Consider the following 16074-nt stretch of genomic DNA (forward strand, 5'->3'; position numbering starts at 1 on the left):
CGCGGCGCTGTAGACGGCCCATAAGGTTTCCATCCCATGTCCGGTACCTGGATAACAACGCGCGCGTGGCTCCTGATGCTGCCGCTGCTCGTGGTCATGATCGCTGTCATCGGCTGGCCGCTGATCGACAGCGTCAGGCTCTCGTTCACCGACGCCAAGCTCGTCGGCACCGAAGGCAGCTTCGTCGGCCTCGACAACTACGCCAAGGTGCTTGGCGGCTCGAATTTTCAGCGCGCCCTTGTCACCACCACCTGGTTTGCAGTGGTCTCCGTCACCGCCGAAATGGTGATCGGCGTGCTCGCGGCACTGCTGCTCAACCAGCAATTCCGTGGCCGCACGGCGCTTCGTGCGCTGATGATCTTGCCATGGGCGCTTCCGACCGTCGTCAACGCCACGCTGTGGCGGCTGATCTACAATCCGGAATACGGCGCACTCAATGCTGCATTGACGCAGATCGGGCTCATCGACAGCTATCGCTCCTGGCTCGGCGAACCCGGCTCGGCGCTGACGGCGCTGATCATCGCCGACTGCTGGAAGAATTTTCCGCTTGTCGCCTTGATCGCGCTTGCCGCCCTCCAGGCCGTGCCGCGCGATATCACAGCCGCCTCGCTCGTCGATGGCGCCGGCCCGTTCAACCGCTTCCGCTACGTGATCATGCCCTATCTGGCAGGCCCGCTGCTGGTGGCGCTGGTGCTGCGCACGATCGAGGCGTTCAAGGTCTTCGACCTCATCTGGGTGATGACGCGAGGTGGTCCGGCCAACAGCACGCGGACATTGTCGATCCTCGTCTACCAGGAGGCCTTCTCCTTCCAGCGCGCCGGTTCCGGCGCCTCGCTGGCGCTGATCGTCACGCTGCTCGTCACGGTCCTTGCCGTTGCCTATGCCGCGCTGGTGCGCAAAGCCGCAGGAGCCACCTGATGGAACGCCAGAGCCCGATCTTCACGATCTTCGTCTACTGTTCAGCCCTGTTGCTGGCAGCCATCATTCTGGCGCCGGTCCTCTGGCTCTTCGTGATGAGCATCTCGTCTGCCGCCGACCTCTCGGCAAAACCGCTCAACTGGTGGCCAGACGAGATCGACCTGTCACGCTATGGCGTGCTGCTGAGCACGCTCGACAACAGCGCAGGCGCCGCCTTCGTCGCCTCGCTTTTCAACAGCCTGAAGGTCGCAGGCATGGCGACGCTTGCCGCCATCGCCGTTGCCATCCCCTCGGCCTGGGCCGTGTCGCGCACGCCTTCCGTCTCCTGGTCGCTCTACGCTGTCATTGCCACCTACATGCTGCCGCCGGTAGCACTCGCCGTGCCGCTCTATATGGGGCTTGCCTATCTCGGCCTCTTGAATTCGGTGTTCGGCCTGGCGCTCGTCTATCTCACCATTCTTGCGCCCTTCACCACCTGGCTGCTGAAATCCGGGTTTGATGCCATTCCAAAGGAGATCGAGAGCGCCGCGATGATCGATGGCGCAAGGCTCGACCAGATCCTGAGGATCATCACCCTGCCGCTCGCCGCACCCGTGATGGCGACCTCGGCGCTCTTTGCGTTCCTGCTCGCCTGGGACGAATTCTTCTACGCGCTGCTGTTCACCTCCGACCTGCGCGCCAAGACCCTGACGGTCGCCATCGCCGATCTCGCCGGCGGCCGCGTATCCGACTACGGGCTGATTGCAACCGCCGGCGTGCTTGCCGCCCTGCCGCCGGTGCTGATCGGTCTCGTCATGCAAAAGGCCCTGATCTCCGGGCTCACCAGTGGCGGCGTCAAGGGATGACCATGAGCGACACAACCAACCGCCCGGCCGGGCTCATTGCAATCGATCGCGAGATGGCCCGCCAGGCCGCTGACGCCGTCGCGTCGTTCCACTCCGCAAAAGCGCTCGCCGCGCGGATCGCGACATCGCTGAAATCGACGCGCAAGCTTCTGCTGCTCGGCATGGGCGGCTCACATGCGGTCGGCCGTTCGCTTGAACCGCTTTATCGCGCCCACGGCATCGATGCGGTCGCGCTGCCTCTGTCCGAGCAATTGGGCCAGCCGCTTTCGATCGACGGCAAGACCATCCTCGTCACCTCGCAATCGGGAGAAAGCGCCGAAGTGCTGCGCTGGTTTGCCGAAACCGATGGCGCGACCGCTGACACATTCGGCCTGACGCTCGAAGGCAGTTCCTCGCTTGCAAGGAGCGTGCCCTGTCTGGTTGGCGCCGGCGGCACGGAAAAAGCATTCGCCGCGACGCGCAGCCTGACGATCAGCTACGCACTGCACCTTTCGATCCTCGCCGCTCTCGGAGACGACGCCTCCGCGGCCCTTGTCGCAATCGAAGCGCCGCAGGCGCCGGAAACTGCACCAGCGCTCGCAGCGCTTGCCGGCGTCCGCTCCGTCGTGACATCGGGCCGCCAGCTTCAGGGCCTTGCCGAAGCGATCGGCCTTGGCCTGACCGAGCTGTCGCGGCTGCCGTGCTTCTCGCTCGAAGGCGGGCAGTTGCGGCATGGTCCGATGGAAATGCTCGGGCCTTCGGTTGGCGTCGTGCTGTTTCGCGCTGCGGACGCGACCGCAGGCCTCGTTGCGGCCATGGCGGTTTCGGCCGCCGAAGCCGGCTCACCGGTCGTGGTCTTCGATGCCTCCGGCGATGCGCCTGTGCCCGGCGTGACCACCCTTACCTTCGAACCCGCATTCGGCATGGCGGCGATCTTTGCGATGCTGCCGGTGGCGCAATCGTTCATGATCGCCTTTGCCGCGGCACGCGTCGCGGACGCCGGAACGCCGGTCCGCTCGACCAAGATCACCCGGAGCGAATGAAGCATGCGTCCACTTATCGTCATCGGCAACGTCAATGTCGATCTTATCCTCGGACCCGCGGCACCCTGGCCGAAGGCCGGAACCGAGATCATCGTCGATCATGATGAGTTGCGTGTCGGCGGTTGCGCCGGCAACAGTGCGCTGGCCTGGGGATCGCTGGGCGTCGATTATGCGATCGCCGCAAACATCGGCAACGACCAGTTCGGCACCTGGCTGAAGGACGCCTTTGCCGAGCGGGCGAGCGGCTGGCCGGTTGAAAATGCCGGCACGACGCTGTCGGTCGGCATCACCCATCCTGACGGCGAGCGCACCTTCTTCACCACCCGCGGGCATCTGCCGTTGTTCACCTTCGACGAAGTCCGCGGCATGCTTGATGGAGAGCGTCTACGGGGCGGCCTGGCGCTGCTTGCCGGCGCGTTCCTGACCGACGCACTGACCGCCGCCTATGACGACCTTTTCGACTGGGTCGAGGCGCACGACATCAACGTGGCGCTCGACACCGGCTGGCCACTCGACGGCTGGACGGAGGCCAATTGCGCCGCGACCATCGGCTGGCTGAAGCGCTGCCGGCTTGCGCTGTTCAACGAGGTAGAGACGACGACGCTCACGGGCCTTGCCGATGCGGCGGAAGCCGCGCGCGCGCTGAAAACGCATATGCCCGAAGACGCGATCGTCGTCGTCAAACGCGGGCCGAACGGGGCGCTGGCGCTCGGACCGGCCGGCGACATCGTCTCCGTTGCCGCCCCCACAGTCAGGGTGATCGACACGATCGGCGCCGGCGACGTGTTCAACGCTGGCTTTCTGGCGGCCCTTGCCGCCGGCATGCCGCTTCAAGACTGCCTGCGCACTGGCGTTACCATCGCCTCCGAGGCGATCTCGACGCTGCCGCGCAGCTATGGCCCCCCTCTATCCGCCTTTCTTCAGGAGACGACCGCATGAGCGCGCTTGAGATCCACAACATTCACAAGCGCTACGGCGAGGTCGAAACGCTGAAGGGCATCGATATCGCGCTCGAAAGCGGTGAGTTTCTCGTTTTGCTGGGCTCGTCGGGCTGCGGCAAGTCGACCCTGCTCAACATCATCGCCGGCCTCGCCGAACCAAGTGGCGGCGACATCCGCGTCGGTACGCGCTCGATCGTCGGCGTGCACCCCAAGGACCGCGACATCGCCATGGTATTTCAGTCCTACGCGCTCTATCCGAACATGAGCGTCGCCCGCAACATCGGTTTTGGCCTGGAAATGCGCAAGGTCCCGGCGGCCGAGCGGGAGAAGGCCGTCAACGAGACGGCAAGGCTGCTGCAGATCGAAAACCTGCTTGAGCGCCGGCCGGCCCAACTTTCGGGCGGCCAGCGCCAGCGCGTCGCCATCGGCCGGGCCCTGGTGCGCAATCCGCAAGTGTTCCTTTTCGACGAGCCGCTGTCCAACCTCGACGCCAAGCTGCGCATGGAGATGCGCACGGAGCTGAAGCGCCTGCACCAATTGCTGAAGACGACAGTGGTCTATGTCACCCACGACCAGATCGAGGCGATGACGCTTGCCACCCGCATTGCGGTCATGCGCGACGGGCGCATCGAACAGCTCGGCACGCCGGAAGAGATCTACGACCGCCCGGCCACCCTCTATGTCGCGGGCTTCGTCGGTTCGCCGCCGATGAATGTTTTCGAAGCCGTTGCGGCAGAGGACGGCTTGCGCGTCGGGGGCGGCGCACCGATCGCCCTTCCGCCGCGCTTTCACGGCAGGGTTTCGAATGGCCAGCGCGTCAAGGTCGGCATCCGCCCCGAAGCACTGCACCTTGCAGGCCCGGATGCGCGCACGCCGCTGCTGACGGCGCGTGTCGAGGTCGTCGAACTCACCGGCCCTGAGCTGGTGGTCACGGCCCGTATCGGCGGCGAGCGCATCACCGCATGCCTGCCGCCGCGCACGCGCCTCGCCATCGACACCGAACAAAAGTTTGCCTTCGACGATGAGGCCCTGCATCTGTTTAACCCGGAGACCGGACGCTCACTGCTGGCAGGCTGAGGCTGAAGCCATCATTGCGTGCATCGACGATCCGTGCGTAGTCTGCGGCCCTACGATGAGGGGTATGGACCGCGATGAAACCGTTGAGCCACTTCTTTTCTGTGATCGACTACAACGCCTCCGGCGTCGAAAGCCAGCCCGAGATCGCAACCGCGTTTGCGCGCATCCAGGAGGATTGGGTCGCGTCCTATCCCGGCTTCGTCTCAGCCCGCTTTCTTGCCAATACCGACGGCAGCTCCGTCTGCGCCATCGTCGAATGGGCAAGCGAGGCGGATTTCCGCAATTTCGAGCAGGTTTCCGACACTAAAGGACGGATGGCCGGCCTGGAGGCGGTCTTCGAACGCCTGTCCACCAAGGGCGCCCGTCGCACTTTCCGGGCTATTGGAGAACTGGGGCCACAAGCCGCAACCTGAGCGGCGGGCACCAAATGCTGGTTTATCTCTCGGCGTTTCCGCTTGGATCCTCTGCGTCGGCAATGCGGCGCTGGTCATGGATGTGACTGACGAGACGACGCCGTCAAGGCATTCCATTATAACGCACTCAAATCCGGAATAATGGATTGACGGACCGGATTCCGCGGTCATAACTTGTCAAGGGAGGATGATGTAGCTTCGTCTTATATTGCGCCCGACAGAAGGAACTCGCGAGCGATGCCCATGCCGATCGAAACCCCCGCCGTGCTGGTGGACATCGAGATTGCCAAGCGCAACATCCGCACGTTCCAGGATTACGCGGACGCCCACGGCATCCGGGTTCGGCCCCATATCAAGACGCACAAGCTGCCGCAGATGGCCCGATTGCAACTGGAGGCCGGTGCAGTCGGCATCACCTGCCAGAAGGTCACCGAGGCAGAAGCGATGGTGGACGGCAGCGACAGCATCAAGGATGTGCTCATTACCTACAACATCCTCGGCACGCCCAAGCTCGAGCGCCTGCAACGCCTCAACCAGCGCATCGCGCTGGCCGTCGTCGCCGACAACGAGACTGTCATCGACGGCCTGTCCGCCCATTTCGCAACGGGCGACAAACCGATGCGTGTTTTCGTGGAGTGCAACACCGGCGCGGATCGGTGCGGGGTTGGGTCGCCCGCGGAGGCAGCAAGGCTCGCCCGGCGCATCCATGACGCCGGCGGCATCGAATTTGCCGGGCTGATGACCTACCCGCCAGTTGCCGGCGAAGGCAAGGTCCAGGCCTTCATGAGCGAGGCCAAGCGCCTGATCGAGGCCGATGGCATCGCCGTTCCGGCCGTCACCTCCGGCGGCTCACCGAGCATGATGCATGCGGCCGGCGCGCCGGTTGCGACCGAATACCGACCCGGCACCTACATCTACAACGATCGCTCCCTCGTTTCGCGCGGCGTTGCCACCTGGGACGACTGCGCGTTGACCGTCCTTGCCACCGTCGTCTCGGTGCCCTCGCCGCACCGCGCCATCATCGATGCCGGCAGCAAGGTGCTGACCGCCGATCTCCTCGGCCTGACCGGCTATGGCCACGTGCTCGGCCGCGACGACATCCGCATCGACCAGCTCTCAGAGGAACACGGCCGGCTGGTGACCGACGGCGCGATCGATCTTAAGGTCGGCCAGCAGTTGCGCATCGTCCCCAATCATGCCTGCGTCGTTACGAACATGGTCGATGCCGTCCACATCGTCGACGGCGACGAACCCAAGGCGATCTGGCCGATCGTCGCGCGCGGCCACGTGCTTTAGACGACTTGCCGATGGCGGGCGCCGAAACCGCCCGCCCCAATCTCCCCGATGCCCGCGCGGGGTTTCATGCGACTATCAGCATCGATAGGCGCCCGCCTCGGCACGCTCGACGGTCGGCTGACCGATGCAATCACCCCAAATTTCATGCGCACTTGAAAAGGAGCCATGATATTCTCCGGCCGGTTCGCCTGGACAGGAGATCGGCGACCACACGGGCGTTGGGCAAACCGTTCCTTAAATGGGCGCAATAACGATAGGACTTTTCCTGATAACCACGTCCGGCATCATCCGTTTGCGTTGAAGCAGTCGATTAAATTGATAGTTTTATCTGGTAACCGATGGAGGTCGAGATGGGCTTTGGACGAATTACCGGAATTGTGGGACTGGCAATTGTAGTCGGAGGCCTGCAGCTTGGCGCTGCAAGTGTGGCTTTTGCCGACACGACGATCCTGAACGTGTCCTATGACCCGACACGTGAACTTTACAAGGACTTCAACGCCGCTTTCGCTGAAAAGTGGAAAGCGGACACCGGCGAAACCGTGACGATCCAGACATCGCATGGCGGCTCCGGCAAACAGGCGCGCTCCGTGATCGACGGCCTGCAGGCCGATGTCGTCACCCTGGCGCTCGAAGCGGATATCGACGCGATCGCCAAGGAAACCGGCAAGATCCCGGCGGACTGGAAGACCAAGTTCGAAAACAACAGCGCCCCTTACACGTCGACGATCGTCTTCCTGGTGCGCAAGGGCAACCCGAAGGGCATCAAGGACTGGGGCGATCTGGTCAAGCCTGACATCCAGGTGATCACGCCGAACCCGAAGACCTCGGGCGGCGCGCGCTGGAACTTCCTGGCCGCCTGGGCCTATGCCCGCGCTGCCAATGGCGGTGACGACGGCAAGGCGCAGGAATTCGTCACCGAGCTGTTCAAACACGTACCGGTGCTCGATACCGGTGCGCGTGGTTCGACCACGACGTTCGTGCAGCGTGGCCTTGGCGACGTTTTGCTCGCCTGGGAAAACGAGGCCTACCTTTCGCTTGAAGAACTCGGCCCCGACAATTTCGACATCGTCACTCCGTCGATCTCGATCAAGGCCGAGCCGCCGGTCGCCCTCGTCGACGGCAATGTCGATGCCAAGGGCACGCGCAAGGTCGCCGAAGCCTATCTCGGTTACCTCTACAGCGACGCCGGCCAGAAGATCGCGGCCAAGCACTACTATCGTCCGTTCAAGCCGGCAGCTGCCGACCCGAAGGATGTCGCGCGATTTGGTGATCTCAAGCTCGTGACCATCGAGGTCTTTGGCGGCTGGAAGGAAGCGCAACCGAAGTTCTTCGGCGACGGTGGCGTGTTCGACCAGATCTACAAGCCCGGCCAATAATCGACCCTGTCGATGAAGTGAAACAACCGGCCGGACCATTCGATCCGGCCGGTTGCCATGTCGAGCCCGCATGGGGAATGCGGGTCTTGAAGGACAACCGGGCTTCGGCCTGGTCTATGGAGAGGGTGGTTTTGATTTGAGCGGGCATGGCGACATCAGGCGCTGGCGGTTTCGTCAGCCGAGTGTGCTTCCGGGCTTCGGCCTGGGGCTGGGCATCACGCTGTTCTGGCTGGTGCTGATCATTCTGATCCCGCTGTCGGGGCTCGTCTGGCGCTCCAGCAGCCTGGGATGGTCGCAGTTCATCACGCTGGCGCTCGACACCCGCACCTTGAACGCGCTGAAGATCAGTTTCGGCACGGCCTTTGTCGCGGCCATCGTCAATCTCGTCTTCGGCGTCATCCTCGCCTGGGTGCTGGTGCGCTATCGCTTCCCCGGCAAAAGGGTGATCGATGCCATGGTCGACCTGCCGTTTGCGCTGCCGACGGCGGTCGCCGGCATTGCGCTCGCCACGCTCTATGCCCCGAACGGCTGGATCGGCTCGCTGTTGGCCCCGCTCGGCATCAAGATCGCCTTTACGCCCGCCGGCATCGTCATCGCCCTCATCTTCGTCGGCCTGCCCTTCGTCGTCAGGACGGTGCAGCCGATCATGGAAGAGATCGACAAGGAGGTAGAGGAGGCAGCCGCCACCCTTGGCGCCAGCCGCTTCCAGACGATCAGCCGAGTGTTGCTGCCGGGATTGCTGCCGGCCGGGCTCACCGGCTTTGCGCTCGCCTTTGCCCGCGGCGTCGGCGAATACGGCTCGGTGATCTTCATTGCCGGCAACCTGCCCTATGTCTCCGAGATCGCGCCGCTCCTGATCGTCATCAGGCTGGAGGAGTTCAACTATCCCGCCGCCACCGCCATCGCCGCGGTGATGCTGATCATCTCCTTTGCCATGCTGCTCGTCATCAACTCGATCCAGGCCTGGAGCCGGCGGAGATATGTCTATGTCGCCTGATGCCGCTGCCGTCTCCCAGCATGCCGCCTCCCGGCACGTGCGCGCCGCCACCTCGGAAAGCCGCTTTGCGCGGGTAAGCCTGATCGTGGCAGCGCTCGCCTTCGTCGGCCTGTTCCTGCTTTTGCCGCTGGCCGCCGTCTTTACCGAGGCGCTGCGCAAGGGGCCGGCCGAGTTCCTTTCGGCCCTTGGCGATGCCGAGACCTTTTCCGCCATCCGCCTGACGCTGATCGTGGCGGCCATCGCCGTGCCGCTCAACCTCGTCTTCGGTGTTGCCGCCGCCTGGGCGATCGCCAAGTTCGAGTTCAAGGGCAAGGCCTTCCTGACGACGCTGATCGACCTGCCGTTTTCGGTCTCGCCCGTCATCTCCGGCCTCGTCTTCGTGCTTCTGTTCGGCTCCCACAGTCTGCTCGGCCCCTGGCTGCAGAGCCATGGCATCCAGATCCTGTTTGCCGTGCCGGGGCTGGTGCTGGCGACCGTCTTCGTCACCTTCCCCTTCGTTGCCCGCGAGCTGATCCCGTTGATGCAGGAACAGGGCACCAGCGACGAGGAGGCGGCGCTGTCCCTGGGCGCGTCCGGCTGGCAGACCTTCTGGCATGTGACGCTGCCCAACATCAAATGGGGGCTGCTTTACGGCGTGCTCTTGTGCAACGCCCGCGCCATGGGCGAGTTCGGGGCGGTGTCGGTGGTCTCGGGCCATATCCGCGGCCAGACCAACACCATGCCGTTGCAGGTGGAAATCCTCTATAATGAATATAACTTCGTCGCCGCCTTTGCGGTGGCGACGTTGCTGGCGCTGCTGGCGCTGGTCACCCTCGTCTTGAAATCGGCGCTCGAGCTTCGCTACAGCGCCGAGATCGCCGCCAGCCGCAGGCATTGAAAGGTCCGGATCGTCATGGAAGTCCGCGTTCAGAACATACGCAAGGAATTCGGCCGCTTTCCGGCGCTCGACAACGTCTCGCTCGACATCCGCTCGGGCGAGCTGATCGCGCTCTTGGGCCCGTCCGGCTCCGGCAAGACGACGCTTCTGCGCCTCGTTGCCGGCCTCGAAAGCCCGACCGACGGCACAATCTTCTTCGGCGACGACGATGCCTCGCAAAAGACCGTGCAGGAGCGCAACATCGGCTTCGTCTTCCAGCACTATGCCCTGTTCCGGCATATGACCGTGCTCGACAATGTCTCGTTCGGCCTCAAGGTCAGGCCATCCAATCGCCGGCCGCCGGCCGCAGAAATCCGCAAGCGCGCCCTCGACCTGCTCGATCTCGTCCAGCTCTCGGGCCTTGAGAAGCGTTATCCGGCGCAGCTGTCGGGCGGCCAGCGCCAGCGCGTGGCGCTCGCCCGCGCCATGGCGGTCGAACCCAACGTGCTTCTGCTCGACGAGCCTTTTGGCGCACTCGATGCGCAGGTGAGAAAAGAACTGCGTCGCTGGCTGCGCGAGATCCACGACCGCACCGGCCACACCACCATCTTCGTCACCCACGACCAGGAAGAGGCGCTGGAACTTGCCGACCGGGTCGTGGTGATGAGCAAGGGCGCGATCGAACAGGTCGGCACGCCCGACGAGATCTACGATCATCCGGTCTCGCCCTTCGTCTTCGGCTTCATCGGCCAGTCGAATGCGCTGGCCGTCACACTGTCGAACGGCGAGATCTGGTTCGAGGACCGGCCGATCGGCCTGCGCGCCCCGAGCGAGCCCGACGGCCCGGCCACGCTCTACTTCCGCCCGCACGACATCGAGCTGATCGACGGATGTGGCGGCTGTCTCGCCGGCCTGGTCATCGCCAGCCGCCGCGTCGCCGGCACCCGCCATCTCGAAATCGACCTCGGCCGCAACCACCCCCATGCCGAAATCGAGCTGCCGCCCGAACGCACGACAACTCAGGACCGCGCAAGGGTCGCATTCAGACCCACAAAGTGGAAGCTGTATAGGGATCACGCCGCTGTGGTCGAGGCCGAAGGCCCGGCAGTCGAGGCCGACCCGCAGCCGCAACCATTCGAACTGGCGCGCACCGGCACCTGAGAGCCTTTTCGCCGGGCGATCTCCCAATTCCCGTTTCCGCCGAGATGCGCTACAGCGTCTGAGGTGATGCTGGAAGCGGGAGGTTGGGCGCATGTCCGTGATTGAAGACCTGAAACAGGCGCTCGGCGATGCCGTGTTGACCGGCGCTGGCATCGGTGAACGCTATCGCAGCGACGCCAGCCTGACCGGGCGCCATCTGCCCAAGGCCGTCATCCGCCCAGCGAACACAGATGAGGTCGCAACCGCACTTCGCATCTGCAATGCCCATGACCAGACGGTCGTGGTGCAGGGCGGTTTAACCGGCCTTGCCGGCGGCGCCAACCCCGGCGAAGACACGATTTCACTCTCGCTTGAGCGCCTCTCGGGCGTCGAGGAAATCGATCCACTTTCGGCAACCATCACCGTTCTGGCCGGCACCCCGCTCGAAGTGGCCCAGAGCGCTGCCGACGATGCCGGTTTCCTGCTGCCGATCGACCTTGGAGCGCGCGGCTCCTGCCAGATCGGCGGCAATCTCGCCACCAATGCCGGCGGCATCCGCGTCATCGCGCACGGCGTCACCCGCGACAACGTTCTCGGGGTCGAAGTCGTGCTTGCCGACGGCACGGTCCTGTCTTCGCTCAGCAAGATGATCAAGAACAACACCGGTTACGACCTGCGCCAGTATTTCATCGGCTCGGAAGGCACACTCGGCGTCATCACCCGTGCCGTGCTGCGGCTTAAGCCGCGACCGGCTGGCCGGCTGACGGCGCTGTGTGCGCTTGAGAGCTACGATCAGGTGGTCGCCTTCCTGGTGCGGGCGCAAAGGGGCCTGCCGGGCCTGTCGGCCTTCGAGGCCATGTGGGACAGCTATTTTCGCTTCAACTGCGAGGCGGAGGGCCAACGCTTCTTCGAGGCAGCCCCCGCCTTCGCTGTGATCGTCGAGCAGGACGTCCAGGGCCACGACGAAGACGGCGCGGATTTCGAGAATTTTCTCGGAGCCGCGCTCGAAGACGATCTCATCGCCAACGCCCTCATCGCGCAGTCGGAGAAGGAAAGCCGGCTGTTCTGGCAGGTCCGCGAAGGACATGCGATGGACCGCCTGCTGCCGGGGCTGATCAATCTCGACGTCAGCCTGCCGATCGGGGAGATCGGCCGCTTTGCTAGGGAATGCGGCGGGGCGCTTGCCGCCGGATTTCCCGACGCGCATATCTCCTTCTTCGGCCATGTCGCCGACAGCAATCTGCACATCGCGTTTTCCACGCCGGGAAGCGATGCACATACCCAACATGCGGTCGACGGCATCGTCTACGATATCGTTCGCCGCTATCGCGGCTCGATCTCGGCCGAACACGGGATCGGCACGTTGAAGCGGGATTTCCTCGGCCATTCGCGCAGCGATGCCGAACTCGACGTCATGCGCCGCATCAAGCGCGCGCTCGACCCGAAAGGCATCCTCAACCCCGGCAAGGTGATCTGAGGGCCTATTCCGAGAACCTCGCCTGCTGCTGACGCAATGGGTGATGGGTTGAAACGCGCTGCATCAGCCGCGCGGCGGCTGCCGCCAGGCGGGTTCGCGCCGTTCGAAGAAGGCGGCCAAGCCTTCGCGCGCCTCGTCGCTTTCCCAGCAATCGGCAAGCTGCTCGATCGTGGCGGCAATGGTCGCATCGGTGATCGGTTGCCCAAGCGACCGCGCAAGCCGCTTTGCCCGTCCCGTGGCGCCGGGCGCCGTCTGCAGATAGGGCTCGACCTCGGCCGCCATCGCCGCATCCAGCGCATCTGATGCTGCAATCGCCGTAACGAGACCCGCCTCCCTCGCCTCTTCTGCTCCGAACAGACGCGCCGACATGAACAGCGGCCGTGCCTTGCCCTCGCCAATGCGGGCGACGACATAGGGACTGATGGTCGCCGGGATCAGGCCCAGCCGGGTCTCCGTGAGGCCGAACCGCGCATCGGCCGACGCAACGACAGCATCGCAGACGCTCATCAGGCCGATGCCGCCACCGAAGGCATTGCCGTGCACCCGGGCGATGACCGGTTTGGCAATCTCGTTCAGCGCCTTGAACATCAGTGCCAGGCGCGTCGCCTCCGCGATGCGGGTCGGGCGATCCGCATCGAACTGCTCGCGCATCCAGCCGAGATCGCCGCCGGCGCAGAAGCTGCGGCCCTCGGCGTCGAGTATCACGACGCGCACGGCAACATCGCCCGACAGGCGCTCGGCCGCCGCGGTCAATTCGCTGATCATGACGGCAGAAAGCGCATTGTGCTTCTGTGGTTGCGCCAATGTCAGCCGGGCGACACCCCTTTCATCGACGCCATACCGGATCGTTTCGAACATCAGGCGGCACTCCTCAGCGTACGCGCGAAGGCGGCGGCTGCTTCGAGCCGCGTCGCATCCAATCCGGTTGAAAACCCGCGCCCGGTGACAAAGGCATTGACCGCGAGCGTATCGACATTGCCGGCAGCGCCCGGCGCATAGGGGCAGCCACCGAGCCCCCCCGCCGATGCGTCGAAGACGCGCAGGCCGCGCTCGAGCGCGACCGCGATATTGTCCAGCGCCCGGCCCGACGTATCGTGGAAATGCCCGGCCAATTGCCCGGACGAAACATGCTCAAGGACTGCTGCCAGCATAGCGTCCACGGCCTCGGGCGTGCCGCGCCCGATCGTATCGCCGAGACTGACCTCGTAACAGCCGAGTGCCATCAACTCCGCGGCGACCCGAGCGGCGCTCTGCGGCGCAACCCGGCCCTCATAGGGGCATTCAACGACGCAGCTGACATAGCCCCGCAACGGCATGGTATGGGCGCGGCAGGCTTCGGCGACGGGGCGAAAGCGCTCGATGCTTTCGGCGATCGAACAATTGATGTTCTTCTCAGAGAAGGTCTCCGATGCCGAAGCGAAGATCGCGACCTCGTCGGCTTTTGCCAAGCGCGCTGCCTCGAAGCCCTGCATGTTCGGCGTCAGCACGGCATAGCGGGTGCCCGGCCGACGCTTTATCCCGGCCATGACCGCAGACGCATCGGCCATCTGCGGCACCCATTTCGGACTGACGAAACTTGTCACTTCGATGCGCTGATAGCCGCATTCAGACAGTAGATCGACGAGGCGGATCTTGTCGGCATTGTCCACCAGCCGCTTTTCGTTCTGCAGTCCGTCGCGCGGCGCCATTTCGACCAGCGTCACATGCTCCGGCACGCTCATTCGGCGCCCTCCGGCTTCAGCACAACGAGGATTGCCCCGGCGCTGACCTGTTCGCCAGGCGCAATCAGAACGGTCTCGACGACGCCGTCGCGGGACGCCGCCAGGGTCATCTCCATCTTCATCGCCTCCATCACCGCGAGGGGCTGACCCTTGGTCACCACGTCACCGGCGCTGACATGAATGAGCTTGACGATCCCCGGCATCGGCGCAGTCAGCTCATCTTGCGCGGCCTCATCGGAATGGGCCATCGCGAGCGCATCGGGAAGGCGAAGAACGAAGGTCTCGCCGCCGACGAAAAGCGTGATCGTCTCCCCTTCGCGCAGGAAGCGGAAAACCCGTTGCTCGCCGGCGATTTCCACGCGGGCGCCGTCGTCAAGCCGATCGAGCACAAGCACCGGCAAGGTGCTGTCGCCTGCCCTGACCGCGAATTGATCACGCCCACGGGCCGCAAGCGTGACGACCGATCGGCCGCCGGCATGTTCGACGGCAACGCTTCGATGCGCGTCACCCCAGATCTGCCAATGGCCGAGGGACGACCAGGGGTCGTCCGATCTTGCCGGCTGCAGCACGCCGGTGGCGGCGATGGCCGCCAGCGCCAGCGCCTCGTCGCCCGGCACGACCGGCATGGTCAGTTGATCGATCGAACGGTCGATCAGGCCGGTGTCCGGCCGGCCGGCGCGAAACTCCGGTTCGGCCGCGAGCCGGGCGAGAAAGTCGAGATTGGTGATGGTGCCGCCGATACGGCAGGCCCTGAGCGCATTCTCCAGCCGGGCCAGCGCTGCCGAGCGGCTGGGGCCGTGCACGATCAGCTTGGCGATCAGCGGGTCGTAAAACGGCGTGATGATATCGCCCTGCCGAACGCCGGCATCGACGCGCACGCCATCGGCGGGAAAGTCGAGCGTTGCCAGTCGGCCGGTTGCCGGCAGAAAGCCGCGCGTCGGATCCTCCGCATAGATCCGCGCCTCGAACGCCCAGCCATCGATGGCAATTTCGTTCTGGCGCTTGGGCAGCGCCTCTCCGACGGCGGCGCGCAACTGCCATTCGACGAGGTCGATGCCGGTGATCGCCTCGGTGACAGGATGCTCCACCTGGAGCCGGGTGTTCATCTCCATGAAATAGAACTGGTCCGGCCAGAGACCATTGGTCACGTCGGCGATGAACTCGACCGTGCCGGCGCCGACATAGCCGATGGCGCGCGCCGCCTTGACCGCCGCCTCGCCCATCGCCCGACGTACCTCCGCCGTCATGCCCGGCGCCGGTGCTTCCTCGATCACCTTCTGATGGCGGCGCTGCAGCGAGCAGTCGCGCTCGAACAGGTGCAGGATGTTGCCGTGCCGGTCGCCGAAGACCTGGACCTCGATGTGCCTGGGCTTGGTCAGGTATTTCTCGATCAGCACCGCGCTGTCCCCGAAGGCGGCTTGCGCCTCGCGACGCGCAGCCTCAAGGGCAGCTGGAAATTCGCGCGGCTCTTCAACCTTGCGCATGCCCTTGCCGCCGCCGCCGGCCCGCGCCTTGATCAGCACCGGGTAGCCGACCTCAGTGGCCCGCTGCGAAAGGAAGGACGGTTCCTGCTCGTCGCCGTGGTAGCCGGGCACGACGGGAACACCCGCCTGCTCCATCAGCGCCTTGGCCGCATCCTTCAGGCCCATGGCGCGAATGGCGGCCGGCGACGGACCGACGAAGATCAAACCGGCCGCTTCGACCGCCTCGGCGAAGTTCGCGTTCTCCGACAGGAAGCCGTAGCCGGGATGGATGGCGTCGGCGTTCACGGACCGGGCCGCAGCCACGATCTTCTCGATCGACAGGTAGCTTTCGGACGCCGCCGCCGGCCCGATGCGAATGGCCTCGTCGGCAAGCCGCACATGCAGCGCATCGACGTCGGCGTCGGAATAGACCGCGACAGTCCTGACTCCCAGGCGCTGCGCCGTGCGGATGACACGGCAGGCGATTTCTCCACGATTGGCGATCAGAAGCTTGGAAAACATCGGCATTTTG

15 protein-coding genes are annotated in these 16074 nt (G+C 64.7%); 12 read left to right on the forward strand and 3 right to left on the reverse strand.

All coding sequences use genetic code 11. The annotated features are described in order from the left end of the window. The first annotated feature begins 36 nt into the window (after positions 1 to 36). The 12 genes from RTP54_RS16220 to RTP54_RS16275 all read left to right on the forward strand — a co-directional run bounded on the left by RTP54_RS16220 (position 37) and on the right by RTP54_RS16275 (position 12358). Positions 37 to 918, forward strand: coding sequence for a carbohydrate ABC transporter permease (locus RTP54_RS16220; protein ID WP_112809683.1), 882 nt, complete (start codon positions 37 to 39; stop codon positions 916 to 918). Next, complete coding sequence (locus RTP54_RS16225) at positions 918 to 1763, forward strand: carbohydrate ABC transporter permease (RefSeq protein WP_112809684.1); 846 nt, start codon at positions 918 to 920, stop codon at positions 1761 to 1763. Before RTP54_RS16220 ends, RTP54_RS16225 begins: the two co-directional genes overlap by 1 nt. Next, positions 1760 to 2785, forward strand: a complete 1026-nt coding sequence (locus RTP54_RS16230; protein WP_312364126.1) for an aminotransferase — start codon at positions 1760 to 1762, stop codon at positions 2783 to 2785. The genes RTP54_RS16225 and RTP54_RS16230 overlap by 4 nt, the downstream gene beginning before the upstream one ends. A gap of 3 nt (positions 2786 to 2788) precedes the next feature. Continuing rightward, the gene (locus RTP54_RS16235) at positions 2789 to 3724 is read left to right on the forward strand and encodes a carbohydrate kinase family protein (RefSeq protein WP_312364127.1); all 936 of its coding nucleotides are present in this window, start codon (positions 2789 to 2791) and stop codon (positions 3722 to 3724) included. Next, positions 3721 to 4803, forward strand: coding sequence for a sn-glycerol-3-phosphate ABC transporter ATP-binding protein UgpC (locus RTP54_RS16240; protein ID WP_312364128.1), 1083 nt, complete (start codon positions 3721 to 3723; stop codon positions 4801 to 4803). The genes RTP54_RS16235 and RTP54_RS16240 overlap by 4 nt, the downstream gene beginning before the upstream one ends. 74 nt (positions 4804 to 4877) lie before the next feature. Continuing rightward, complete coding sequence (locus tag RTP54_RS16245; protein WP_312364130.1) at positions 4878 to 5216, forward strand: antibiotic biosynthesis monooxygenase; 339 nt, start codon at positions 4878 to 4880, stop codon at positions 5214 to 5216. Between the two features lie 237 nt (positions 5217 to 5453). Then, on the forward strand, positions 5454 to 6512 hold the full coding sequence (locus tag RTP54_RS16250; RefSeq protein WP_112809688.1) for a D-TA family PLP-dependent enzyme: 1059 nt from the start codon (positions 5454 to 5456) through the stop codon (positions 6510 to 6512). 338 nt (positions 6513 to 6850) lie between these two features. Beyond that, entirely contained in the window at positions 6851 to 7888 is a 1038-nt protein-coding gene (locus RTP54_RS16255) for a sulfate ABC transporter substrate-binding protein (RefSeq protein ID WP_409517142.1), read from the forward strand. A gap of 70 nt (positions 7889 to 7958) precedes the next feature. Further along, positions 7959 to 8885 (forward strand): sulfate ABC transporter permease subunit CysT, encoded by a 927-nt coding sequence (cysT, locus tag RTP54_RS16260; protein WP_312364134.1) that lies wholly within the window; start codon positions 7959 to 7961, stop codon positions 8883 to 8885. After that, on the forward strand, positions 8875 to 9762 hold the full coding sequence (cysW, locus tag RTP54_RS16265) for a sulfate ABC transporter permease subunit CysW (protein ID WP_112812295.1): 888 nt from the start codon (positions 8875 to 8877) through the stop codon (positions 9760 to 9762). Before cysT ends, cysW begins: the two co-directional genes overlap by 11 nt. A 15-nt stretch (positions 9763 to 9777) precedes the next feature. Beyond that, complete coding sequence (locus RTP54_RS16270) at positions 9778 to 10902, forward strand: sulfate/molybdate ABC transporter ATP-binding protein (RefSeq protein ID WP_312364135.1); 1125 nt, start codon at positions 9778 to 9780, stop codon at positions 10900 to 10902. 91 nt (positions 10903 to 10993) lie between these two features. Further along, positions 10994 to 12358: an FAD-binding oxidoreductase gene (locus RTP54_RS16275; protein WP_312364136.1), complete on the forward strand. Its 1365-nt coding sequence runs from the start codon at positions 10994 to 10996 to the stop codon at positions 12356 to 12358. 63 nt (positions 12359 to 12421) lie between these two features. Here RTP54_RS16275 and RTP54_RS16280 read toward each other — a convergent pair whose 3' ends face one another. Genes RTP54_RS16280 through RTP54_RS16290 form a run of 3 tightly spaced genes read right to left on the reverse strand, consistent with a single transcriptional unit; the run spans position 12422 to position 16064 of the window. After that, the gene (locus tag RTP54_RS16280; RefSeq protein WP_312364447.1) at positions 12422 to 13219 is read right to left on the reverse strand and encodes a crotonase/enoyl-CoA hydratase family protein; all 798 of its coding nucleotides are present in this window, start codon (positions 13217 to 13219) and stop codon (positions 12422 to 12424) included. Further along, positions 13216 to 14079 carry a hydroxymethylglutaryl-CoA lyase gene (locus RTP54_RS16285; RefSeq protein WP_312364138.1) on the reverse strand — a complete coding sequence of 288 codons (864 nt, stop codon included), beginning with the start codon at positions 14077 to 14079 and terminating at the stop codon, positions 13216 to 13218. Before RTP54_RS16285 ends, RTP54_RS16280 begins: the two co-directional genes overlap by 4 nt. After that, the gene (locus tag RTP54_RS16290) at positions 14076 to 16064 is read right to left on the reverse strand and encodes an acetyl/propionyl/methylcrotonyl-CoA carboxylase subunit alpha (RefSeq protein ID WP_312364450.1); all 1989 of its coding nucleotides are present in this window, start codon (positions 16062 to 16064) and stop codon (positions 14076 to 14078) included. Before RTP54_RS16290 ends, RTP54_RS16285 begins: the two co-directional genes overlap by 4 nt. Positions 16065 to 16074 lie beyond the last annotated feature (10 nt).

The sequence above is a fragment of the Ensifer sp. genome, from assembly GCF_031989085.1.
In the GTDB taxonomy this organism is placed as follows: domain Bacteria; phylum Pseudomonadota; class Alphaproteobacteria; order Rhizobiales; family Rhizobiaceae; genus Ensifer.